This window comes from Niveispirillum sp. BGYR6, from assembly GCF_027568365.1.
GTDB lineage: Bacteria > Pseudomonadota > Alphaproteobacteria > Azospirillales > Azospirillaceae > Niveispirillum.
The window spans coordinates 24,553-48,269 of the sequence record NZ_JANLNL010000017.1 but is presented as its reverse complement, the minus strand read 5'-3'; the positions used below and the strand labels follow the sequence as shown (position 1 = coordinate 48,269).

Sequence of the window (23,717 nt, the reverse complement as noted above, 5' to 3'; positions counted from 1 at the left end):
GGTGGGAATGCAAATTGAACTGGCTGCATCCGATGTTGTGATCCTGTCCCTGGCGGCGGCGTGCCTGGTGGGGACCGTCGTGCTGGAACTGCTGCGCGTGGTCTTGCCGGACATTTACGAATGGTTCGCCGACCACGCCAAGGTGCAGCGGGAAATCAAGGAGACCGGCCCGCTGCTGGAGCGGACATTGGCTCAGAACATGGAACAAGGCGCCCTGCGCGACCGCCGCAATGCCGAACGCTTTCGCCTGAAATCGCAGCTGAGCCGACTGGAGGTGATGCTGACCAGTGCGGAACGTGACCGGGTGCAGGTGTGGCACCATCTGGGCCAGCAGGCCATCGGCGATTCGCTGTTTGTCGCCAGACTGGACAATAAACGTCTGGCTGACCTCTCCACCAAGGATTTTGACAGCGCCCCGGTGATCTGGCGTTACCAGAATCAGATCCGTGTCTGGGCACCCAGCGAACATCAGGCCCGCCAGTTGCTGGCCAATGCCTATCCCCCCCAGGAAGGCTATGCCCTGCGGGAATTGATCACCGTCAGCCGCTGGACAGGAACATCCCCATGACCTACAGCCTGATGAACCTGATCAGCCTGCTGGTGCTGGCCATTGCAGGTGCCGTCCTGATCCTGTCCGGCCGGCGGGTCTTGCGGTTGATCCGCAAGGTGGAACGGCGCCTGTCGCGCACGGTGGATGAAAAGAACGCCTTGGCCGCCAAGCTGCGCCAGGCACGGCGGGAAGCCGATAATGTGCGCAATGCCATTCTGGAAGCGGAAACCCATATCGCCCAGATGGTTGCCGCCACCAATGCCGCAGAGGCGCGCATGACCCGGCTGCGCGATGCGCCCAAACAATCCATCCTGATGCTGGACCGGGAATGGCGCCGCTTCGACCGGCTATGGTCGCTGATGATCGCCAATGGCAACCTGGGGCGGCAGGAGGCGGCGGCCGGGCTGCCACCCTGGAACGAGGGACGCATGTTCCATGGCTTTGCCCGCTCGCCGGAGGAATTGCACGCACGCGCCTTGACGAAGTATCCTCCGGCGGAAGGTTTTATTGCCGGGGTCTGCGCCATGGCCGATATTACCGGGGATGGACCAAATGCCGGGCAACCGGTCGAAGTGAACGGGCAGAGCGGGCGGAGGCATCATGGGTTATCGGCTCACGGGTGAAGGGCTGGATCAGTCGGAACTGACCCGTGCCGCACAGCTGCTGAACATACCGATCGGCGGCGATGCCAGTGCCACCACCATCCGGCTGTTGCCCGAAGGGGCGGCGGGGGATCTGGGGGCGGCCCTGCGCGGCAGCTGCGCCGCCGTGGTGGAATATAGCGAGGATACGCTGCCCAGCGCCGCCCTGGCTGACGCGCTGGCCCAGGGTCAGTTGCTGGTTTCCCTGACCACAAGGCTTGCCTGGACGCTGGATACGGCGGCCCAGTTCTGCGAAGGGCTGCTGGCACGCGGCATGTTGCCCGGCGCCCTGCGCCATGATGTGGAGCTGAGCCTGCATGAGGCGATCATCAATGCCGTGCTGCATGGCAATCTGGCGCTGGGCAGTTCGCTGGTGGACGACCCGGCGGAGTTTGATGCCTTTTGCCAGCATCTGACCACCACGCTGGCCGACCCGGCCAAGGCCCGCAAGCGGGTCGACCTCTATGCCTGGGTCGCCGATGGCTTCCTGCATGTCCGGGTCAGCGACCAGGGCGGCGGGTACGATCCGGCCGCCGTGCAATATCCCCGCAACCCGGAAGCCAAATCCGGTCGCGGGCTGGAGATCATGCGCATCATGTCCAGCAGCCTGACCGTCAGCGATGGCGGACGTACGGCGACGCTGCGCTACGCCCTGTAAGGCTTTCCCCCGGTGATCGCTGGTGATCACCGGGGGAAGTTGAAGGCGGCTTATACCAATCTCCCTTGATCGTGACCGATCCAGGGAGATTTTGGTTCCCTCACGCGCCGGGCGGCGGCATCCGCCGCCTTGGCTTACGCGGGCACGAGCCCGCGGGCCAGCGGTCGCTGGCCTCCAATCCGCCAAGGGTCAAACCCTCGGCGGATTGGTATTACCCCCGTTTGCGGGACAGGAACTGCTGGGTTTCCTGGTCCAGTTGGATGGCCGTTCCATCCAGGGCCGCTGCGGTTTCCAGCAGGGCCTTGACCGCCACCCCGTTGCGGTCGCAGGCGGCGGTAACCCCGCTCATGCCGACTTTCACCTGCTGGGTGGCGCTGGCCTGCCGGCCCATGGCATCGGAAACATCCTTGGCAATACCGCTGAGGCGGCGGGTGGTGCCGCCGATCTTGCCAATCGATTCCACCGTGTCGGCCATGGCGGATTGGATCTGTTCGATCTGCAGCTCAATCTCCCCGGTCGCCTTGGCCGTCTGGCTGGCGAGGCTCTTTACCTCCCCTGCCACCACAGCGAAGCCCTTGCCGGCCTCCCCCGCCCGTGCCGCCTCGATGGTGGCATTCAGGGCCAGCAGGTTGGTCTGGCCAGCAATGGAGCGGATCAGATCGACAATGGCCGTGATGCGCTGGGTGACGGCGGAGAGCTGTTCCACCTTTTCCGCCGACCGGCCGGCATCTTCCACAGCACCCTGCGACAGGTTGAAGGCCTGCTGCATCTGCTGGGCAATGGCGCCGATCGCCTGCACCACCTCATCGGTGGCGACACTGGCATCGCCAACCAGCCCGCGCATGGTACAGGCGGCCTCATCCAGGGTGGTGGCTGCCTGCGACAGGTCGGCGGCATTGCCTGTCACCGCCGTCACCGCCTCCTTCACCTTTTCCGCCATAGCCCGGTTGGCGGTTTCCACCGACCAGGTCAGCATGGGCCCGATATATTTGCCGGCGGCATCCGTCATGGCCGACACTTTCAGATGCAGCGTCTCCGGCCCCACCCGGATGAAGGTTTCATGCGGCAGATTGCTGGGATCGGCCAACATGCTGCGCTGATGCGTGGGGCGCTTGTGGAAAATATCGATGGAGGAGCCGATCAGCTGATCCGCCTTGATCGGCAGATGCTTTTCCAGGGTCCGCAGCGTTTCAATGCTGGTCCGGTTGGCATAGTCGATGCGGTAATTATCATTGGGATCGCAGGTCATGACATTGATCGGCATCCGGTCGATCATGCCGATCAGCTTCTTGGTCTGGTTTTCCACCTTCACCTGTTCGGTGATGACGTTCCAGGTCAGCATGGGGCCGACATAATTGCCGCGCGCATCCATCACCGCACTGATATTCAGGTCCAGCCACTCGCCTTCAATGGCGATACGGGCGCGGTGCGGCAGATTTTTCGGATCGGCCAGCATCCGGCGCTGATGCTGCGGGTTCTTATGGAAGATATCGATGGACTGGCCGACAATCTCTTGCGGCTTGATCTTGATCACATGGGCAATACGTTCCAGCAGATCATAAGATTTCTTGTTCACATAGGTGATACGGAAATCCTTCAGCTCGCACAGCATCACCGCCAGCGGCATCCCTTCCAGCATACTTTCGTAAAGGCTGCTGATTTCCGAAGCGCGATTGCGGAACGGCCACGGCCCCCCAACCATATCCATACGTCCGACCAACATGACTTCCCCCGCCCTTGGTGTTGACGACCCGCGACGTCCGGTCGCAGGTCACGATGGGAGGAATGTTGGTCGGGAAATCGATTCATCCATATATGCGAACGGATGTATTTGACAATAATCAATTCCAGTTTTGCAACGATCGTTTCCTTTCCGTTCAAGGGAAGGAGAAATCAGAAACGTTAATAAATCATTCTATATTCTTGCGCGCGCACTCAGCTGCGCCAGCGCAGCACCGTGTCCTTGACCGGGTTCACGAACGGGCGCGCTTCTGCCCTTGCGCGCCCATACTCATTCTTCAACTGGTAATACCAGCGCGCCTGCGTATCCGCGTCCTTGATCAACATCAGTGTCGGATCATGACGCAAGCCCTGCTGCTGCAACACCACCACATCGCGGTCCTGGCCCAGGAAGCGGCGCACAAAACGGCGCAGCACCGGGCGGGCCAGATCGGCCCAGCCCAGCGTCCAGTAAAAGCTGTTGGTCACTTCCGTGCGGTTGGCATCCAGCGGCGTTACCGTCGTCAGATTGACGATGCGGTGCCGGCCGGCAACGATATGTTCGGTGCGGATACCCGGCAGGCGAAAGCTGATCTCCGTCTCCGGCGCGCCACCCAGCAGCTTATAGGCGGCGGAGTTGGAGGAGGGCTTGTGCCGCTTCATGGCAAAGCCATAGGGCGCCGGCCCAAAGGCTTTGGCCTTTTCATGGATGCTCTTGGCTGACCGCCAGAACCAGCTTTGATGCACGAACGGCCCATGCGCCGGGTCCATCAGGCCCACCACGGCATGATCGACATGGCAGGGGAACTCCATCACCTCTGTCAGGTTGGGCGCGCGACCCTCCATATCCGGCATCTGCGGCGGCGGGCCATCGGGCGCCTGCTCCCCCATCCAGACCCAGAGGTTGCCCTGTGCCTCCGCCACCGCATAGCGGCGCACCTTGATGCGGGCGAGGTCGAAATCCTGCCCCGGCACCAGCGAGGGGATGGCGGTGCAACCGCCCGTGCCATCAAAGCGCCAGCCGTGATAACAGCATTCCACCTCTTTCCCGTCGAACCGGCCGCAGGACAGCGGGATGCCGCGATGTGGGCAGATGTCGCGCAGGGCGAAGGCCGCCCCGTCATTCCCACGCGCGAACAGAAGCGGCTGGCCCAGCAGCATCTTGGCCTGCATCGCGCCCCGCTTCAGCGCAGCGGACGGCATGGCGAAATACCAGATGTCGGTCAGGAAGGGGGCGGGTTCAGCCACGAGGGGATGTCCGGTTGCGAGGGTGTCTTCGCGGCGCACCATAGCAGGAACAGGACGAAAAAAGCACTACCAGGGGCCGCGAGGCCCCTGGACCCCGGACCATTGGTCACAGCCAGTCGGCAGGCGTATCCAGGGTGGTGCGGTCAAGGCTGTTCAGGATGGCGGCCTGGGTACCGGTTTTCGGCAGTTCATGGGCGAAGAACCAGCGGCAGGTGGCCAGTTTGCCGTTCAGGTAGGCGGCATCGCCGGTGCCGGCGGCCAGTGCTGTTTCCGCCACCAGGGCTTGCCGCAGCCAGATCCAGGCCAGCACCGTATGGCCGAACATTTCCAGATATGTCGTGGCATTGGCCAGACAGAGGGCAATCTGCCCTTCGGCGCGGACCCGGCCCAGCAGGGTCGTGACCTGCGCTACCCGTTCCAGGGCCAGGGCCAGCAACCGGGCCTGCGGAGCCAGGGTGGGCACATCAACGGCCTCGGTGATGGTTTGCTTCACCGTCTCGGCCAGCACGGAAAGGGCCGCACCGTCGCCCATGAACACCTTGCGGCCCAGCAGGTCATTGGCCTGGATGCCATAGGTGCCTTCATGGATCGGGTTCAGCCGATTGTCGCGGTAATACTGCTCCACCGGGTAATCGCGGGTATAGCCATAGCCGCCCAGAATCTGGATCGCCCACTTATTGGCTTCCAGGCAATGCTCCGACGGCCAGGATTTGGCGATCGGCGTCAGCAGTTCCAGCAGCAGGCTGGCCTGTTTGCGCGCGGCCTCGTCGGGGGCGGTGCGCTCCTCATCCACCAGCCGGGCGCAATAAAGGCAGAGCGCCAGCGCCCCTTCCGATGCCGCCTTCTGCTGCAACAGCATCCGGCGCACGTCCGCGTGCTCAATGATCGGCACCATCGGCGTGGTCGGGTCGCGCGCTTCCAGCGGGCGGCCCTGGGGGCGGGTGCGGGCATAATCGGCGGAATAGCGATAACCGGCATAGCCCAGCGCCGCCGCCCCCAGCCCCACGCCGATCCGCGCCTCATTCATCATCTGGAACATATAGGACAGGCCCTGGTGTGGCTGGCCGACCAGGAAGCCCTGGCACCGCCCTTCCTCGCCGAAGGACAGGATGGTGCTGGTGGTGCCGCGATAGCCCATCTTGTGCAGCAGGCTGACCAGCCGCACATCATTATCGCCCGCCAGCGCGCCATCATCGCCCACCCGGTAACGCGGCACGATGAACAGGCTGATCCCCTTCACCCCCGCCGGCGCCCCCTGGATACGGGCAAGCACCATATGGATGATATTCTCCGACAGCTCATGCTCCCCGGCGCTGATCCATTGCTTGGTGCCGGTGATGCGATAGGAGCCATCCGGATTGGGTGTGGCAAGGGTGCGGATATCGGCCAGACTGCTACCGGCCTGCGGTTCCGACAGGGCCATGGTGCCAAAGAACCGCCCCGTCAGCATCGGCCCCAAAAACCGCGCCTGCTGTTCTTCACTGCCAAAGGCGCGGATCAGGTTGCCCGCGCCAATGGTCAGGAACGGATAGGCCGCCGTGGCGACATTGGCCGTCTGGAAAAAGCTGAAAGCCGCCTGCACAATGCACCAGGGCAATTGCTGGCCGCCAACATCCTCATCATGATGGGCAGCCAGGAACCCGGCCTCGGCAAAGGCATCCACAGCGGTTTTGACGGCGGGCAGCATCACCACCTTGCCATCAATCCGTTCCGGCTCCTGCTGGTCGGCCGCATGGTAATGCGGGGCGAACAGGTCGGCGGCCAGCCCATCGGCCACATCCAGCACCTGATCCAGGTCTGAACGGTCCAGATGCCGGAAACGGTCGCGCGTCAGCAGCGGCCCCAGATCCAGCAACCCATCCAGCAAAAACGCGATCTCGCGCCGGTCCATGCGGCTCATCGGCCTTTTCCTCCCGCTTGCGGAGGCTTACACGCCCCTCGTTCAAACATATGTTTAAAAGAGGGGCGTGGAAAGGTCGAGGGAAAGAATCAGCGGCGCCAGAAACTGGGGCTGAGCAGCACCAGCACGGTGAACAATTCCAGCCGGCCCAGCAGCATGGCCAGCGACATTACCCAGATGGCCCCATCCTGCAGCGATTCATAATTGCCAACCGGCCCGATCATGCCGCCCAGGCCGGGACCGACATTGCCCAGCGCCGTGGCGGCGGCGGAAATGGCGTGGGTGTAATCCAGCCCCGTCATGCCCAGCAGCACGGCGAAGATCAGGATCAGGGCGATATAGACGAAGGTGAAGCTCATCACCGAGATGATGACATCGGCATCCACCGGCTTGCCATTATAGGTGAGCGGCAACACCCGGTTGGGGCTGAACAACCGGTTCACCTGGGTGCGCAAGGCCAGCCAGAGAATCTCGAAGCGGAACATCTTGATCCCGCCGGAGGTGGAACCGGTACAGCCCCCCACCAGGGTCAGGATGAAGAACAGCGCAATCGGCCCCGGCCCCCATTGCAGATAATCCAGCGAAGCAAAGCCGGTGGTGGTGATGATGGAGACGCAGTTGAAGAAGGAATGGCGGATGGCATCGCCTGCCGACAGCCGATCCGTTGCGAACAGATAGACGGCCAAACCCAGCGAAACGATGACGGTGAAAATGACATAGGTGCGGATCTGGCTGTCCCGCCACAGCGAGCCATAATCCCCCCGCACCAGGCTGATATAGCGAACGAAAGGCAGGCTGCCCAAAAACATGAACAGGGTCAGCACCCATTCCACCGCCGGATTCTGATAGTAGCCGATGGAGGTGTCCTGGATGGAGAAGCCACCCGTGCCCAGCGCCGTCATGGAATGGTTGATGGCATCGAACATCGGCATCCCCGCCAGCCGCAGGCTGACGATGCAGATGAAGGTCAGCGCCAGATAGACCCAGCCGAAGCCCAGCGCCATGTCGGCAGCGCGCGGCACCACCTTGTCAGACTTGTCGGATGATTCGCTGCGGAACAGCTGCATCCCGCCCACCCGCAGGAAGGGCAGGATGACGATACCCATGCCGACAATGCCGATACCGCCCAGCCAGACCAGCAGCGACCGCCAGAGCAACACGCCCGGCGGCAGCACCGACACGGTCAGGTAAGCCGATGCCCCGGTGGTGGTCAGGCCCGACATTGCCTCAAAATAGGCGTCGGTGACCGAAAGGCCTTGGGCGGAAAACATGAAGGGCAAGGCGGCAAAGAAGCACACCACCACCCAGGCTGCCGTGGTCAGGATGAAGGTTTGCCGCAGCGAGAGCGCAATCCGCTCTGTCCGGTTCATCAGCATCAAAAGCACGCCGAAGAACAGGGTCAGGGCCGAGGAGACGGCAAAGACCCGCCAATCATCGGCACCGGCGGCAAGGTCAGCCACCAGCGGCATGGCCATGGCAAGGGCCAGGACCGACAACAGCGCACCGATGACATAGAAGATGGGACGCACGTCCAGGGAGAGCATGGAACTCCAACGGCTGGAGGCGCGGGACGGTTGGTTAACGCCCGTCGCGGATAAGCCACCCTTCAAGAAGGCGGCGCCTTCGTCAAGGGTGTTCACTCAAAAAGCAAAAGGGGGCCGAGGCCCCCTTCCCGCTGGCCGGCTCACTCGATCCCGAGCGCCGACTTGTAGAGATCCAGCAGGGCTTCCATTTCCTGCCGGTCATTGGCTTCCATCTTACGGATGCGGATGATCTGGCGCATGATCTTGGTATCGAAGCCGGTACCCTTGGCCTCGGCATAGATATCCTTGATATCGTCCATGATACCTTTCTTCTCTTCCTCCAGGCGTTCAATGCGCTCAATGAAGGAACGCAGCCGGTCGGCCGCGATGCCGCCGACGTCGGTAGAGGTTGCCGCGTCAGACATGGGATGCCTCGTTCAAATTCGATCAGGGAAGGCCGGACCTTATCCACGCCGCCGGGCAGAAGCAAGCCGGTTGGTGGGGGCGGATATGGCCTATGCGCCGGGCAGGCGCAACTGGGCGGTCAAAGACGTTATCGTATCGCGGAACGGTTGCTCATTTCCCAGCGCACGGGACAGAACCAGGGCACCCTGGATCATGCTGAGGGCGGCACGGGCGTGCCGTTCCGCTTCAACATCGGCGAATCCCAGCCGCTGCAAGGCCCCGGACAGCGCCTGTTGCCAGCGGGTGAAATAGCCATTCACCGCCACTGCAAACCGGTCACGTGTATCGTCCAGTGCAAAGGCCCCCACCAGACAAATACGGCGACCCGACTGGAAATAGGTATCCACCGCCGCCAGCATGGCAGCCACCCCTTCTACCGGGGGCAGATTATCCAATGGCTGGAAGACCTGGCGTTCAAACCAATGACTGATCTCACCTAAAACAGCGCCCGCCATCTCCTCCTTCCCACCGGGGAAAAAGTGATACAGGCTGCCTTTGCCCAAACCCGTCTTCTCACAAAGCCGGCTGAGACTGGCCCCTTCATAGCCATAGGCGCGGAACGCCTCAGCCAAAAGCGGGATCACATCGGCCCGTTCCGCCACCAGCCGCGCCATCAGACGGGCCTTGCCGGATAGGTGACGCCGCTGGCGCGGTGGAACAAAACCGCCACGGTAACCAACATGCAGGCGCCCGCCAGCACCGGCACCAGCAGGAAATCCAAGCCGGGCGACAGCGCGAAAACCAGCAGCGGGTCGGCACCCGCCGGCGGGTGCGTCACCCGCAAGGCGTTCATCAAGGCGATGGACAATCCGACCGCCAGGGCCACCGCCCACCATTCATTAGGCAGAAAGGCATGGAGCAGCAGACCGATTGCCGTGGCAAGCACGTGTCCGCCAACGACATGGGCCGGCTGGGACAGGGGGCTGTTGGGGGCGGCGAACAGCAAGACGCAACTGGCACCAAAGGGCGCGATCAGCAGCGGTGCGTGCATATAGCTGGACAGGGCTGCCACACAGCCGATGGCCAGCAGGCCACCCAGCCCCGCCAGCAGCGTGACGCGCCAGGGCTGGGCCGGCTGATGTCTGGTGATGAAGTGGCGCACGATATCCTCATTGTACCGATCGGTTTTTATTTTACCGATCAGTACAGAACATTCGACATGCCGTCAAGCCTTCCGCAACACCAGCGCCACCCCGGCCGCCGTTACGGCCATGCCGGCCAAAGCCAGCGGCCCCAGCACCTCCCCGAACAGGGCCCAGCCCATCAGGGCGGTGACCGGCGGGGTGAGATAGAACAGGCTGGCCACGCGTGACGCGGCACCCCGCCGGATCAGCATGAACAGCAGGAAGATCGCCCCCACGGAGAGGACAAGGCAGAGCCAGCCCAGGGCGAAGACGAATTCCCACGTCCAATCCACCCGCATCGTCTCCAGCCACGGCGCCAGCACAGCGAACAGCGTGCCGGTGGCGGCATATTGCAGGGCGGTGCCGCTGCGCAGGTCCATGCCGGTGCAGAATCGTTTCTGATAGAGCGTACCGGCGGTAATGCCGATCAGGGCCACGCCGGCCAATACCAGCGACCAGCCATCACCATTCTTCAGCGTCAGCTTCTCCCACACCACGGCCGCCACGCCGATCAGGCCCAGCCCCAGACCAGCCCATTGCAGCGGGCGCAGCCGTTCGCCCAGCAGTGGGCCGGCAACAAACGCCGTCAAGACCGGCTGCAAGCCCACGATCAACGCCACCGTGCCGGCCGGCAGCCCATGATGGATGGCCCCGAACACGCCGCCCAGATAGGCGCCATGCACCAGCAGCCCGGAAAGGGCGATATGCCCCGCCTCCCGCCGGCTGGCCGGCCAGGGCGCCTTGGTCCAGACCGCCAGCCCTGCCAGCAGCACCGCCACCAGCGCCATCCGCCAGAGCAGGAAAGTCAGCGGTTCGGCATGGGGCAAACCCAGCTTGCCGCCGATGAAACCGGTGCTCCACAGCAGCACGAACAAGGCGGGGGCAAATTTATCCAGCATCGGAGCAGCCTTATCGGGGCTTGAACAACCAAAGAAAAACGGCCGCCCCTTTCGGGACGGCCGCTTTCCAACTCAACCAACAGCCGGAAATCAGCCGTTGTTCTTGCCCTGCTTGGCAACGATTTCGTCAGCGACGTTCTTCGGCACCGGGTCATAGTGCGAGAATTCCATCGTGAACGAACCGCGACCAGAGGTCATGCCGCGCAGCTGGCCGATATAGCCGAACATGTCGGACAGCGGCACATGGGCTTCAACAGCGATGTTGTTGCCGCGTTCCAGCTGACCCAGGATCGTGCCGCGACGACGGTTCACGTCACCGATCACGTCACCCAGGTAATCTTCCGGAACCACCACTTCCACCTTCATGATCGGTTCCAGCAGAACCGGACCGGCCAGCTTCATGGCTTCGCGGAAGCAGGCCTTGGCGGCGATTTCGAACGTCAGGGCGTTCGAGTCGACGTCGTGGTACTTACCGTCGATCAGGGTGGCCTTGAAGTCCACAGTCGGATAGCCGGCGATGACACCGTCTTCCTTCTGCATCTGCAGGCCCTTGTCGACCGACGGAATGTATTCGCGCGGCACCGTACCGCCAACCACCTGGTCGACGAACTCGTAGCCCTCGCCGCGTTCCTTCGGCTCGAAAATGATCTTCACTTCGGCGAACTGGCCCGAACCGCCGGTCTGCTTCTTGTGGGTGTAGATGTGCGTGACGTTGCGGGTGATCGTCTCGCGATAAGCCACCTGCGGACGGCCCATGACGCCTTCCACACCATATTCGGTGCGGACGCGGTCCAGGGTGACTTCCAGGTGCAGTTCGCCCATGCCGCGCAGCAGGGTCTGACCGGTTTCACGGTCGGTTTCCAGACGCAGGGACGGATCCGCGCGGACCATCTTGCCGATGGCGGCGCCGAACTTGTCCTGGTCGGCACGGTTCTTCGGCTCGATGGAGACGGAGATCACGGGCTCGGGGAAGCGCATACGCTCCAGCACAACCGGGGCGGTCGCATCGCACAGGGTGTCACCGGTATCGGTCTCGGCCAGCGACACGAAGGCGACGATGTCACCAGCGCGGCACTCTTCCAGATCGTTGGTGTCCTTGGCGAACATTTCCACGATACGGCCAACGCGCTCACGCTTGCCACGGGTCGCGTTCAGCAGGGTGGTACCCTTGCTGACAACACCGGAGTAAACGCGCACGAAGGTCAGCGAACCGTACTTGTCGTTCAGCACCTTGAACGCCAGACCGGAGAACGGCTCGTCGTCGGAGCAGATACGTTCGCCATTGGCGTTACCATCGGGATCCACCGTCTTGATGGCTTCCACGTCGGTCGGGGCCGGCAGGTACCAGACAACGGCGTCGAGCAGCTGCTGCACGCCCTTGTTCTTGTAGGAAGAACCGCACAGAACGGGCACGAAGGCGCCGCTCAGCGTTGCCTTGCGGATGCATTCGCGCAGCTTGTCGGCGTCCGGCTCGGTGCCTTCCAGATAGGCTTCCATCGCCGCGTCGTCCTGCTCGACGCAGGCTTCGACCAGATCCTGACGGTACTGCTTGTACTGGGACAGCAGCTCGCGGTCATAGGCGTTGGTGATCTTCAGCTTGTCAGCCAGATCGTCCGTAACGTCCCAGATTTCCCACTTGCTGTCCTTCTCCTCGGAGAACCAGACATAAGCCTTCATCTCGACGAGATCGACCAGGCCGTGGAAATCGTCTTCCGAGCCGATCGGCATCTGCAAGCAGACCGGACGGGAACCCAGACGATCAACGACCATCTTCACGGTGCGGCGGAAGTTCGCGCCCGAGCGGTCCATCTTGTTGATGTAGCACATGCGCGGCACTTTGTAGTTGTCCGCCAGGCGCCAGTTGGTTTCGGTCTGCGGCTCAACGCCGGCCACACCGTCGAACACCACGACAGCGCCGTCGAGCACGCGGAGCGAGCGGTTCACCTCAATGGTGAAGTCCACGTGGCCCGGGGTGTCGATGACGTTGATCTTCTTGCCCTTCCAGAAGCAGGACACGGCAGCCGACTGAATCGTGATGCCGCGCTTCTGTTCCTGTTCCATGTAGTCGGTCGTGGTCGACGTCTTCAGATCCTTGGTATCATGAACGTCGATGATCGTGTGCTTACGACCGGTATAGTACAGGATGCGCTCAGTCGTGGTCGTCTTGCCGGCATCGACGTGGGCGATGATGCCGATATTCCGAATATCAGAAAGCGGGGTAGTGCGGGGCATAAGAAGGGCTCCGTCGTCCAGCGTCGTGTCAAAAAGATCAACCGACCCGGCGTGGTGAGGTCGAGTGTTCAGAGGGCGGGACGGCCCACGGTGAGCAAACCATACCCGCACGAAAAAAACCGGGCAAGCCGACGGGCGCCCAGCGCCCCGACTCCCCGGTGGCGGCCTATTTAGCGCGGATGCGCGCGGAAGCCAAGCGCCATCGTCAGCATGACCGCCAAGCGCCGGGCGACGGGCGTGCCATGCACCACCCCTGTTTCTGACGAGCCGTCATAACCATCTGGTTACCATAAACCTATGGCCATTGATCCGCGTATTGGCGGAAGATGATATCCGTCTAAGATGTACACGGTGGAACGCCGTCGCTTGGTGACAATCGGAAGATATTGCCAACCTGAGAAGGGATCGACAGACCATGTTCAAGACATCGGTGTCGCGGTTGCTGATGGGGATTCAGATCGTCATGCTGTGCGGTCTGCTGGCTGCCGTGGTGACTCTGTCGATTTCTTCTCTGAAACAGTTCAATGGTGCCCGCGCCATTGTGGCGGATACATTATCGAACCGGGCCTTGTTCGACGCGGTTGTGAAAACACGGGCGCAGATCGCCCGAATACAGACGGCCATGGTTTCCCAGGATGATCCGGGCAAGACCGTGGAAGAGGCGCGCACGACAGCCCGCACCGCCTATCAGGAGGCGGTGCGCCTGCTGGCCAACGCCGATATCGCCAACAAGGCGGCCGTTCAGGGCAAGGTGGAAGAGAGCCAGAGACGGATGGAGGCGGAATGGAGCGGCGTCGCCGGCCAGATCGCCCAACCCCGTGCTGATCGCAAGGTGGCTGCCACCGATGGCTGGCGGCAGGCCGTGCTGGGGGCCGCCGATGCCCTGGAGGGGGCCGCTGCCGCCACCGCGCTGAATATCCGCCAGCTGGACGCCCGGATCGGGGAACTGATGGTGACGCGGGAGGCCGCGTGGCGCCTGCGTGACAATATGGGTGCGCAATGCTCCCTGCTGCGCCCCTTCATCAATGAAAGCAAACCCCTGACGGCGGATATTGCCCAGCGTTGGCACAACCGTAATGGCGCCTACAGCGTCGATCTGGCCATGCTGGGGGAAATTGCCCGCCGCCCCGGCGCCAGCCCCGCCCTGCGCGATGCCGTTACACTGGCCACCGGCAATGTCGACAAGACGCAGAAGGCCATCAATGAGCTGGTGAGCAAGCTGGATGGCAGTGGCAAGCCGGCCATGGATGCCGCCACCTATACCGCCACCTGCAACCAGCCTTTTGACAGCATCCTGGCCATCGCCTATGGCGCGCTGGATCTGGCGGTGGAGCGGGCAGAGCAGGAGCGCAGCGCCGCCCTGATGCTGCTGGTGCCCTCCTGGATGGGGCTGATCGGGGCCATTGCCCTGTCCATTTTCGGCATCCTGGCCATCCGCCGCCGGGTCACCGGCCCGACCGGCCTGTTGCGGGAAGCGATCGGCCATCTCTCCCGCCAGGATTATTCGGTGCCCGTGCCGCCGGCAGCCTATCCGGACGAGCTGGGCAGCGTCGCCAGTGCGCTGGAGTCGCTGCGCCAGAGTGCGGGCGAGGCCCAGCGCCTGCAACAGGAGGCCGTGGCCCGGCAGGCTGCCGAACTGGAACGCGCCCGCCTGCTCCGCGACTATTGCCAGGCCTTTGATCAGGCCGCCCAGCAGGCCTTGGGCAATATCGGCAGCGCCACCAGCGCCCTGGACCAGACATCCGGCATGATGCGGCAGATTGCCAGCGAAACCAGCGAACAGGCCAGCATGGTCTCCAACGCGGCGGAAGAGACCTCCCAGAGCGTGCAGACCGTCGCCGCCGCGACAGAGGAACTTTCGGCCTCCATCTCTGAAATCTCTCAGCGGGTGACGGCCAGCGCCGATATGGCCCAGGTTGCCACCGAACAGGCTGCCGCCACCAACCACACCGTGGAGGCGCTGAACGATGCGGCACAGCGCATCGGCGATGTGGTGGGGCTGATCAGTGAGATCGCCGCCCAGACCAACCTGCTGGCGCTGAATGCCACCATCGAGGCTGCCCGTGCCGGGGAAGCCGGCAAGGGCTTTGCCGTCGTGGCATCGGAGGTGAAGAGCCTGGCGACCCAGACGGCGCGGGCCACGGGCGATATCACCGTGCAGGTGCAGAACATCCAGGGCACCACGGCGGAAGCCGTGCGGGCCATCCAGGCCATCACCAACATGATCAAACGGATCAGCGAAGGCACCGCCGCCATCGCCGCCGCCGTGGAGGAGCAGGGGGCCGCCACGCGGGAAATCTCCAGCAGCGTGCAGCAGGTGGCGCAGGGCACGGCTGAGGTTACCACCACCATCGCCGACCTGGCCCAATCCAGCCAGCAGACCGGCACAGCCGCCGGTGCCGTCAGTGAGGCCGTGGGCGAGGTGGTGCGGGAGCAGGGCAGCCTGCGCAGCGCCATGGAGGATTTCCTGACCAAGGTGCAGCGGGCCTGACCGCTGCACCCCAGGAAACCTGATCGTGAAAAACAAGCACCATCGCCGAGATAGTGTCGATTGGAAACTGCTGGACATCACAACAGAACAAGAGCGACACTATTAGGTGCGACGGATGCTATCCGTCTGCCATCGAATTCATGAATACCGGTTGCAGCATCATGACAAGGTTTCATATCCCCACCCGCCGAACAGCATGAACTGTTTAGTAACACAGGGAGGTCTCAGAGGGTCGACACGGAAGGCCGATGCCGGTTTTCTGCTATTTCCCTTCAAGATTGACGAACAACGTCCCGTAGCGCGTGTCTGGTTACGGCCGCTGCCTGATGCAGATCGTCTGCAATGGCGGGCTGTTTCAGGGGTGCCGGGATTTCAGGCGCCCACCGGGCATTCGACGATGATCGCGGAGCAACGGCCATCGAATATCTGATCGAACAGGCACACGGCCTGACACGCTCCGCCCTCGTCTCGTTGGAAACAGACGGGGGGGCGTCAGCACTGCGGGCCGAGATGGCGCGCAACTTCAATACACTCATCACCCAGATCGACCGGATGAAGATTGACCGGGAGACCTGCTGCGAAATCATCGGCGGCATCGGCCCTGCCCTGCGCCGGGCGGAGAACAGCTGGCGGGAACGGGCGGATGTGGAAATCGCCCGCCACCAGCTGGACATTGCCCGGCGCTGGACACGCAATGTCCGGCTTGGGGCCGGTCTGGTGGATATGACAGCGACCGACCCGGCCGATGGGGAGACGCGCCCGTCGCAGCAGGATCTGTTGAACCTGTTCTGATCCCGAACCAACCACGCCCCTGACAAAAAGGCCCGGACCGTCGCCGGTCCGGGCCTTTCACCACCAGCAAGCGCCGCGCCGAGGCGGCTATCCGCTTTAAAACCGCCAGGAAAGCCCCGCGCTCACCATATCGGCTTCATCCCCACGGAACTGCCGGCTGTAACGCACGGACAAGACGGCCTTGTCACCGATGGCCAGTGACAGTTCAGGCGCCAGCATCAGCCGGTCACGGGGGCCGTCGCTGGCAAACAGGCTCAACGGGCGCGGCGCATTGTCGATGAAGGAGGCCCTTGTGGCCGTGCCCGGCTGGTCCAGATTGCGGATATAGGCCGCCTCCACCTGACCCGAGAGACGCAGACCGGGGGCCAGTTCGACCGGATGGAACCCCAGCGTCAGCCCCGCCCCTGCCGTCCAGTCGCTGCGCTTCATCCGGTCGACCTTGATCGCCGGGCCGCCGGCCGTGGTTTCAGTATAGGATGTCACCCGCACCTCATCCAGGGCGACACCGAGGGCTGGTTCCAGGAACAGGGTGTCCAGATCGGCGTGCCAGGCGGTCTTGAAGGCAAAGCTGTTGCTTTCACCTTTGCCGTCACCCTGGGGAGCCGACAGCGCGCCGGTGCGGGTGACACTATCGATATCGAACCAGGCATGTCCCAGGCGGGAGGAAAGCCGTAAAGCGCCAATCGTGTTCGCCACCTGCAGGCTGGCGGCCGTCCCCGCGAGGTCAAAGCCGCCGCCCGCCCGGAACCGCGCACTGCCCTCCACGGGTCCAGCACCCAGCGCCAGCCGCCAGCCATCGCCGTCGGCATAGGTAAGGCCAGCCACCGCCGCCTTGACGGTCTGTCGTGCCAGATCACCTTGCGTACCGGCGTCGCGCCGTCGCCAGCCTCCATCGGCGAACAGGCCAAATCCGGCGCGTCTTCCGTCATTGCCCGCCAGCCCGGATGCCCCCAAGGCGGCCGTCAATTGCCCGACATCCACCCCGATATCGCTCCGCCGCGCCGCCCGCTGGTTCACCTCCATCGGCACCGTCGCCATCGGTGCTGCGGCAAGGGCCGGGTTGCCCATTGGCACCCCCTGTCCGGCCGCAATCGGGGGTGGGGCGATGTCTGCCGCCCTGACCGGCATTGCCAGAATCATCAGGGCGGCACCACAGGCCAATATCAGCGGAACGTTCGGAAGGGAACTGGCGGAAGCATGGACAGGCTTGCAGCAGGTCATGATCTCAATCTTCGGTCAGTGGGGAATGGCCGTCCCAGTGCGGGGCCGGCGACCGGGATTTCCTGCGCCATGGCGGGGTGCGCCGTCGTCCGATCCTGTAGGCCCGGACGCCGCACAGCCTATGATTTGACGGTTTCACAGCCACCCCTTATTTTGCCGCCGGCCAGGGGGAGACATGCAGCCATTCCAGATTGCCAATGCCGGCCTGTCGCTGCTGATCGCGGCCCAGGCCCTGTTCCTGGTGCCCGTCCTGTTGGGACGGCCGGAAAGACGCAGCAGCAGCAACCGCTGGCTGGCAGCCCTGCTGGCTGCCTTCGCCCTGAACAATATGCTGGATATCGCTGGCAGCCTGAACGGGGCGGATGACGCACCGGCGATGATGGCCATCAATGTGGTCCTGATCGCGCTGATGGGGCCGCTGGCCCTGCATCATATCGAGACGGCCTTACCCGGCGGGCGCCTGGAACGGCCATTACGGACCTGGGCACCGGTATGGCTGATGGCCCTGCTGATGATGCCCTGGCTGTTTCTGACCAAGGCCGACCTGGAGCGCGCGACAGGTGCTGATGCCACGCTGACGCCGCTGCTGCTGGCCAGCGGAATCGGCGCGATGCTGTGCCTGCCGCTGCTGGTCGGCCATCTTGGCCGGTGCCTGTGGCGGGCCATGCGGGCCACCCGGCGGGCCGCTGCCGCTGCCACGGGACAGGATGCCGCCCGGCTGGCCTGGCTTGCCCTGCTGACCCGAGGCTTTCTCGGCATGTGGGCGGTGCTTGTCTGCTCCCTGGCGCTGACCCTGCTGGGGCTGGAACAGCTGGTGGAGCTGCTGGCCAATATCGCCTACCTGATCGTGATCTATGGCCTGTCCATTCTGGCCCTGGGCCGGCCAGAGGTTTTCGTGCCACCCCGGGAGGCCGGGGAAAAGGTGATGGCCCTGCTGGCCGCACCGGTGACCAAGTATCGCAAATCCGCCCTGACGCCGGATGATATCGCCCGCCTGCTGGGCAAGGCTGATCATGCCATGGGCCAGCAGGCGCTGTGGCGGGAAAGCGGGCTGACCCTGCCGGTTCTGGCGCGCCATATCGGCGCCAGCGTCAACGACCTGTCCCAGGCGCTGAACGAGGGCCGGCAGGTGAATTTCTTCGATTACGTCAATGGGTTCCGGGTCGAGGCGGTGAAGCGGGCGCTCAGCGATCCCAGCATGGCCGGGCGGCCCGTGCTGGATCTGGCCCTGGATGCCGGCTTCAACAGCAAATCCGCCTTCAATGCCGCCTTCAAGAAATTGACCGGCCAGACCCCCAGCGCCTATCGGGCGGGCAGCGCGGTGGGGTGAGGCGGTGGTCGCTGCTTCAGCTTAAAAAAGCCGCCGACGGTTTGACCGTCGGCGGCCCGGCAGCGCATCACATGTTCGGGTAGTTCGGACCCCCGCCGCCTTCCGGCACGGTCCAGACGATATTCTGAGTCGGGTCTTTGATGTCGCAGGTCTTGCAGTGCACGCAGTTCTGCGCGTTGATCACGAAGCGCGGATTATTGCCATCATCATCGCGCACAACCTCATAGACGCCGGCGGGGCAGTAGCGCTGCGCCGGTTCGTCATAGAGCGGCAGATTATGGCTGATCGGCACCGTCGGGTCTTTCAGCTTCAAGTGCGCCGGCTGGTTTTCCTCGTGATTGGTGTTGGAGATGAACACCGAGGACAGCCGGTCGAAGCTGATCACCCCGTCGGGCTTGGGATACTTGATCTTGCGCGCGGTCGATGCCGGCACCAGGCTTTCATGGTCCGCCTTGGTGTGGTGCAGGGTGTAGGGCAGCAGCTTGCCCAGGCCCAGATCATGCAGCCACATCTGGATGCCGCCATGCAGATTGCCCAGCAGCAGCCCAGCCTTCAGGCCCGGCTTGACGTTGCGCACCTTGAAAAGGTCTTCATAGACCCAGCTCTGTTTCCAGGCCTGTTCGTAATTATCCAGCTTGTCGCCGGCCCCGGCACCCGCCGCCAGCCGCTCAAACGCGGCCTCTGCGGCTAGCATCCCGGTCTTCATGGCGTTATGGGTGCCCTTGATGCGGGGCACATTGACGAAGCCGGCCGAACAGCCGATCAGCGCCCCGCCGGGGAAGCTGAGCGCCGGCACGGACTGCAAGCCGCCTTCATTGATGGCGCGCGCGCCATAGGACAGGCGCTTGCCACCTTCCAGATACTTCCGGATGAACGGGTGCTGCTTGAAGCGCTGGAATTCCTCAAACGGCGACAGATGCGGATTCTTGTAATCCAGGTTGACCACGAAGCCGATGGAAACCTGATTATCTTCCAGATGGTACATCCAGGAACCGCCGGCGGTGCTGCTGTCCAGCGGCCAGCCCTGGGTGTGCATCACCAGACCCTGTTGATGCTTTTCCGGGTCGATCTGCCAGAGTTCCTTGATACCGATGCCGTATTTCTGCACATCGCAATCGGCCCGCAGATTGAACTTCTCCATCAACAGCTTGGAGAGATTGCCGCGCACCCCTTCGGCGAAGAAGGTGTATTTGCCGTGCAGTTCCATGCCCGGCGTATAGTTATGGGTATGTTCCCCATCCTTGCCGATGCCCATGTCGCCGGTGGCGACACCCTTCACGGAGCCGTCTTCATTATACAGCACCTCGGCAGCGGCGAAGCCGGGATAGATCTCTACCCCCAGCTCCTCGGCCTGACCGGCCAGCCAACGGCAGAGATTGCCCAGGCTGATGGCGTAATTGCCGTCATTATGCATCAGCGGCGGCAACAGGAAATTGGGCACGCGGATGCCGCCCTTGTCCGACAGCACATAAAACCGGTCGTCGGTGACGGGGGTGTTCAGCGGGGCCCCCTTCTCCTGCCAGTCGGGGATCAGCTCCGTCAGGGCCTTGGGGTCGATGACATTGCCCGACAGGATGTGGGCACCGACTTCCGAGCCTTTTTCCAACACGCAGACGCTGACTTCCTGGCCCTTCTCAGCCGCAAGCTGCTTCAGCCGGATCGCCGCGGAGAGGCCCGAAGGCCCCGCGCCGACGATCACGACATCATATTCCATCGATTCGCGTTCCATTCCCTGCCCAATCCCACGCTGGATGTCGCCAAGCGAACCGGCGTGGCCCACTGACGGGGCCTGAGGGGGACCGGAAGCTGGCTGACTGCCGGCCTTGATCGATGGGCCGGCGTTTCGTGGCTGTAACACAGCATAGGCCGGTGGTAGGGTCAAACCATGAATGCCTTGCTCGATACCATCGCTGCCCTTCGATTCCAGCTGGATGCCGGGGTGGATGAGGCCATTGGCGACGAGCCGATGGACTGGTCCGCGCTGTCGACGCGGGCGCGGAACGTGGCGCCAGTAACGTCAACCGGTGCCCCGCCCCCTGCCGCCCCACGGCCGACTGGCACCGCCAGTATGGCCCCCCCGCGACAATATGCGCAGGTAACAACCCAGACCCCACTACAAGGCAGTGATCCCGGCCCCTTGGGTGCGGCGGAGGCGGGGCAGTCGGCCCGCCTTGCCGCATCCGCCGCCCAGGATCTGGATGCGCTGAAGGATGCGCTGGCCGCGTTTGAGGGCTGTGCGCTGAAGAAGACGGCCACCCATCTGGTCTTCGGCATGGGCAGCCGGCAGGCCCGCATCATGCTGGTGGGGGAAGCACCGGGGGAAAATGAAGACCGGCAGGGCCTGCCCTTTGTCGGCCCGGCCGGCAAGCTGCTGGACCTGATGCTGGGGGCCATCGGGCTGGACCGCACAGCCGATGATCCTACCAAAGCCGTTTATATCACCAACATGCTGCCCTGGCGCCCACCCGGCAACCGCAGCCCCACCGATGGGGAAATTGCCGCCTGCCTGCCCTTCATGGCCCGGCATATTGAGCTGATGTCACCCGATATCCTGATCTTCGCCGGCGGCATCAGCGCCAAGGCCATGCTTTCCCGGACGGAGGGCATCACCCGCCTGCGCGGCCGCTGGTTTGATTATCACAGCCCCGGTCTGGCAAAGCCGGTGCCGTCCATGCCGATGCTGCACCCGGCCTATCTGCTGCGCAACCCCGCCGCCAAGCGGGAAGCCTGGAAGGATTTGCTGGCCCTGCGGCTGCGGCTGGAGGGGAAGGAATGAAAAGGACTGGCGGATAAACCGCCATCCACGCCCCAGGGAGGCTCCATGAAGCTGTATGATGATGCCATCGCCCCCACGCCCCGGCGGGTGCGGATGTTCCTGGCGGAAAAGGGCGTGGATATCCCCCGCGTGCCCGTGACCATCGGCAAGGGCGAACATCTGGCGGAATCCTATGCCACGCGCGTGCCCAGCCGCCGGGTGCCGGCGCTGGAGCTGGATGACGGCACGGTGATCAGCGAAAGTGTCGCCATCTGCCGCTATATCGAAGCACTTCACCCGGAACCCAACCTGTTCGGCAGCACCGCGCTGGAGCAGGCACGGGTGGAGATGTGGCAGCGGCGGATGGAATTCGAACTGCTGCTGCCCTTCGCCAATGCCTTCCGCCATTCCCATCCCAAAATGGCCGCCCTGGAAAATCAGGTACCGGCCTATGCAGCGGCGCAGAAGCAACTGGCGGAACAGCGGCTGGCGATGCTGGAGGGCGATCTGGCCCGCCATCCCTTCATCGCCGGGGACAAATTCAGCATCGCCGACATCACCGCCTTCACCACACTGGCCTTCTTCCCCCGGCTGGTGGGGATCGCCATTGATGAGCGGGTGCCCCAGGTCAAACAATGGTTCGACCGCATTGCCGCCCGTCCCAGTGCCGCCGCCTGACATTCCGAAGTATGTCGAAAGTGTAGGTTTGGTAAAAGGACAAGAAAGTGACCAGCGCGAAGGCAATTTCTTAAAGGATTGACGCTAGACATTGATTAACTTCGCATTTACGGTGCCTGCAGACGATGCGGGCAGGCAGGGGAGAGGGCGCATGAATTTCGGAACATCGGCCAAGCGAACGATGGCGCGCCCCTCAACACGCACCGGCCTGCTGGCCGTGGTGCTGACCGGCCTGCTGTCGCTGGGTGTACCGGCGTCGGCCCTGGCGAAATATGCCTCCATCATCATTGATGCCCGTTCGGGCGAGGTGCTGCACGAAGCGGGCGCGGATACGCGCAACTTCCCCGCCAGCCTGACCAAGATGATGACCCTGCACATGGTCTTCGACGCGCTGGATGCTGGCAAGCTGCGGCTGAACCAGCCGATGACCGTCTCTGCCCATTCGGCCAGCATGGCCCCGTCCAAGCTGGGCCTGCGCCCTGGTGACACCATCACCGTCGAACAATGCGTGCTGGCGCTGGTGACCAAATCCGCCAATGATTGCGCCGCCACGGTGGCGGAAACCATCGGCGGGACGGAGGCGAATTTCGCCCGCATGATGACCGACCGCGCCCGCCAGATCGGCATGACGCGCACCACCTTCCGCAATGCGTCCGGCCTGCCCAATGCCGGCCAGCTTTCCACTGCGCGTGACATGGCCCGGCTGGCGCAGAGCCTGATCTATGATCATGCCAAATATTACAATTACTTCAGCACCAGCAGCTTCACCTATAAGGGGGCCGTCCATGGCAACCATAACCGGTTGATGGCCCGCTATCCCGGCATGGATGGGCTGAAGACCGGCTTTATCAATGCCTCGGGCTTCAACCTCACCGCCTCGGCCACCCGCAATGGCCGCCGGCTGATCGGTGTGGTGTTCGGTGGGCAGACGGCGGCATGGCGTGACAACCATATGGCCGATCTGCTGGACGAAGCCTTTGAAGGCAAGAAGAACGCGCCGATGCTGGTGGCTGCCAACCAGTCCAAGCCGCCCAAGGGCAAGCAGCCGAAGGAAAAGGCGCCGGAACGCAGCATGGTGGCCACCGTGGCCAGCGAGATTGTCAGCGGGGCGGAAGAAATCGCCCTGCCGCGCAAGGCTGTTGCCGCCACGCCGGTGGCCGCCGCCCTGCCCCGGCCCACTGCCAATGGCCGCTGGTCGATCCAGGTTGGCGCCTTCAACGACAAGCAGGCGGGCCAGCGCGCTGTCAGCCACGCCACCCAGCAGGCCGGCACGCTGCTGGACAGCGCCACCCCGCATGTGATGGAAGTCAGCACCGCCAAGGGCACCATCTATCGCGCCCGCCTGACCGGCCTGGATGAGAAGACGGCGCGCCGCGCCTGCAGCCAGCTGGCCAAGAAGGGGCAGAACTGCCTGACCGTGCCGCCGTCGGCGTGACCCGCCCTTGTGCGAATGCGGGATGAAAGTTAGACCGAAAGGGCGTCGCAGCAGCG

The 23,717-nt window shown here is 63.5% G+C and carries 20 protein-coding genes; 9 read left to right on the top strand and 11 right to left on the bottom strand.

Annotated elements, in window-relative coordinates; translation table 11 throughout:
* Window position 1 precedes the first annotated feature (1 nt).
* Genes PCJ49_RS23635 through PCJ49_RS23625 form a run of 3 tightly spaced genes read left to right on the top strand, consistent with a single transcriptional unit; the run spans window position 2 to window position 1,849 of the window.
* Window positions 2-568, top strand: coding sequence for a hypothetical protein (locus tag PCJ49_RS23635; protein ID WP_269913135.1), 567 nt, complete (start codon window positions 2-4; stop codon window positions 566-568).
* Window positions 565-1,173 carry a hypothetical protein gene (locus PCJ49_RS23630; protein WP_269913134.1) on the top strand — a complete coding sequence of 203 codons (609 nt, stop codon included), beginning with the start codon at window positions 565-567 and terminating at the stop codon, window positions 1,171-1,173. The genes PCJ49_RS23635 and PCJ49_RS23630 overlap by 4 nt, the downstream gene beginning before the upstream one ends.
* Window positions 1,151-1,849 (top strand): ATP-binding protein, encoded by a 699-nt coding sequence (locus tag PCJ49_RS23625; RefSeq protein ID WP_269913133.1) that lies wholly within the window; start codon window positions 1,151-1,153, stop codon window positions 1,847-1,849. The genes PCJ49_RS23630 and PCJ49_RS23625 overlap by 23 nt, the downstream gene beginning before the upstream one ends.
* 211 nt (window positions 1,850-2,060) lie before the next feature.
* On the opposite strand, the gene PCJ49_RS23620 is transcribed toward PCJ49_RS23625, so the two are convergent.
* From PCJ49_RS23620 to fusA, 9 genes are all read right to left on the bottom strand, one after another.
* On the bottom strand, window positions 2,061-3,572 hold the full coding sequence (locus tag PCJ49_RS23620) for a methyl-accepting chemotaxis protein (protein WP_269913132.1): 1,512 nt from the start codon (window positions 3,570-3,572) through the stop codon (window positions 2,061-2,063).
* 212 nt (window positions 3,573-3,784) lie between these two features.
* Window positions 3,785-4,816, bottom strand: a complete 1,032-nt coding sequence (locus PCJ49_RS23615; protein WP_269913131.1) for an aromatic ring-hydroxylating dioxygenase subunit alpha — start codon at window positions 4,814-4,816, stop codon at window positions 3,785-3,787.
* Window positions 4,817-4,922: 106 nt separating this feature from the next.
* On the bottom strand, window positions 4,923-6,716 hold the full coding sequence (locus PCJ49_RS23610; protein WP_269913130.1) for an acyl-CoA dehydrogenase: 1,794 nt from the start codon (window positions 6,714-6,716) through the stop codon (window positions 4,923-4,925).
* 89 nt (window positions 6,717-6,805) lie between these two features.
* The gene (locus tag PCJ49_RS23605; protein WP_269913129.1) at window positions 6,806-8,260 is read right to left on the bottom strand and encodes a TrkH family potassium uptake protein; all 1,455 of its coding nucleotides are present in this window, start codon (window positions 8,258-8,260) and stop codon (window positions 6,806-6,808) included.
* 140 nt (window positions 8,261-8,400) lie between these two features.
* A complete protein-coding gene (locus PCJ49_RS23600; RefSeq protein WP_089286310.1) occupies window positions 8,401-8,664 on the bottom strand; it encodes a DUF2312 domain-containing protein in 264 nt (87 codons plus the stop codon).
* A 90-nt stretch (window positions 8,665-8,754) separates the two neighbouring features.
* The gene (locus PCJ49_RS23595; RefSeq protein WP_269913128.1) at window positions 8,755-9,318 is read right to left on the bottom strand and encodes a TetR/AcrR family transcriptional regulator; all 564 of its coding nucleotides are present in this window, start codon (window positions 9,316-9,318) and stop codon (window positions 8,755-8,757) included.
* Window positions 9,318-9,806, bottom strand: coding sequence for an HPP family protein (locus tag PCJ49_RS23590; RefSeq protein ID WP_269913127.1), 489 nt, complete (start codon window positions 9,804-9,806; stop codon window positions 9,318-9,320). The genes PCJ49_RS23595 and PCJ49_RS23590 overlap by 1 nt, the downstream gene beginning before the upstream one ends.
* Window positions 9,807-9,869: 63 nt before the next feature.
* Window positions 9,870-10,727, bottom strand: a complete 858-nt coding sequence (locus PCJ49_RS23585; protein WP_089286307.1) for a DMT family transporter — start codon at window positions 10,725-10,727, stop codon at window positions 9,870-9,872.
* A gap of 90 nt (window positions 10,728-10,817) precedes the next feature.
* Window positions 10,818-12,959 (bottom strand): elongation factor G, encoded by a 2,142-nt coding sequence (gene fusA / locus PCJ49_RS23580; protein ID WP_089286306.1) that lies wholly within the window; start codon window positions 12,957-12,959, stop codon window positions 10,818-10,820.
* Between the two features lie 415 nt (window positions 12,960-13,374).
* On the opposite strand from fusA, the gene PCJ49_RS23575 reads away from it, so the two are divergent.
* Entirely contained in the window at window positions 13,375-15,450 is a 2,076-nt protein-coding gene (locus PCJ49_RS23575) for a methyl-accepting chemotaxis protein (RefSeq protein ID WP_269913126.1), read from the top strand.
* A gap of 342 nt (window positions 15,451-15,792) precedes the next feature.
* Window positions 15,793-16,242: a hypothetical protein gene (locus PCJ49_RS23570; protein WP_269913125.1), complete on the top strand. Its 450-nt coding sequence runs from the start codon at window positions 15,793-15,795 to the stop codon at window positions 16,240-16,242.
* Between the two features lie 96 nt (window positions 16,243-16,338).
* Here the strand turns inward: PCJ49_RS23570 and PCJ49_RS23565 are convergent, their stop codons facing one another.
* The gene (locus PCJ49_RS23565) at window positions 16,339-17,310 is read right to left on the bottom strand and encodes an autotransporter outer membrane beta-barrel domain-containing protein (protein WP_269913124.1); all 972 of its coding nucleotides are present in this window, start codon (window positions 17,308-17,310) and stop codon (window positions 16,339-16,341) included.
* 328 nt (window positions 17,311-17,638) lie between these two features.
* On the opposite strand from PCJ49_RS23565, the gene PCJ49_RS23560 reads away from it, so the two are divergent.
* Window positions 17,639-18,793 carry a helix-turn-helix domain-containing protein gene (locus tag PCJ49_RS23560; protein ID WP_269913123.1) on the top strand — a complete coding sequence of 385 codons (1,155 nt, stop codon included), beginning with the start codon at window positions 17,639-17,641 and terminating at the stop codon, window positions 18,791-18,793.
* A gap of 67 nt (window positions 18,794-18,860) precedes the next feature.
* Here the strand turns inward: PCJ49_RS23560 and PCJ49_RS23555 are convergent, their stop codons facing one another.
* Window positions 18,861-20,522 (bottom strand): electron transfer flavoprotein-ubiquinone oxidoreductase, encoded by a 1,662-nt coding sequence (locus PCJ49_RS23555; protein WP_269913122.1) that lies wholly within the window; start codon window positions 20,520-20,522, stop codon window positions 18,861-18,863.
* Between the two features lie 156 nt (window positions 20,523-20,678).
* Here PCJ49_RS23555 and PCJ49_RS23550 point away from each other — a divergent pair, with 156 nt between their 5' ends.
* From PCJ49_RS23550 to PCJ49_RS23540, 3 genes are all read left to right on the top strand, one after another.
* Window positions 20,679-21,569 carry a uracil-DNA glycosylase gene (locus PCJ49_RS23550; RefSeq protein WP_269913121.1) on the top strand — a complete coding sequence of 297 codons (891 nt, stop codon included), beginning with the start codon at window positions 20,679-20,681 and terminating at the stop codon, window positions 21,567-21,569.
* Window positions 21,570-21,614: 45 nt separating this feature from the next.
* Window positions 21,615-22,226 carry a glutathione S-transferase family protein gene (locus PCJ49_RS23545; RefSeq protein ID WP_269913120.1) on the top strand — a complete coding sequence of 204 codons (612 nt, stop codon included), beginning with the start codon at window positions 21,615-21,617 and terminating at the stop codon, window positions 22,224-22,226.
* 151 nt (window positions 22,227-22,377) lie between these two features.
* Window positions 22,378-23,661, top strand: a complete 1,284-nt coding sequence (locus tag PCJ49_RS23540; protein ID WP_269913119.1) for a D-alanyl-D-alanine carboxypeptidase — start codon at window positions 22,378-22,380, stop codon at window positions 23,659-23,661.
* Window positions 23,662-23,717 lie beyond the last annotated feature (56 nt).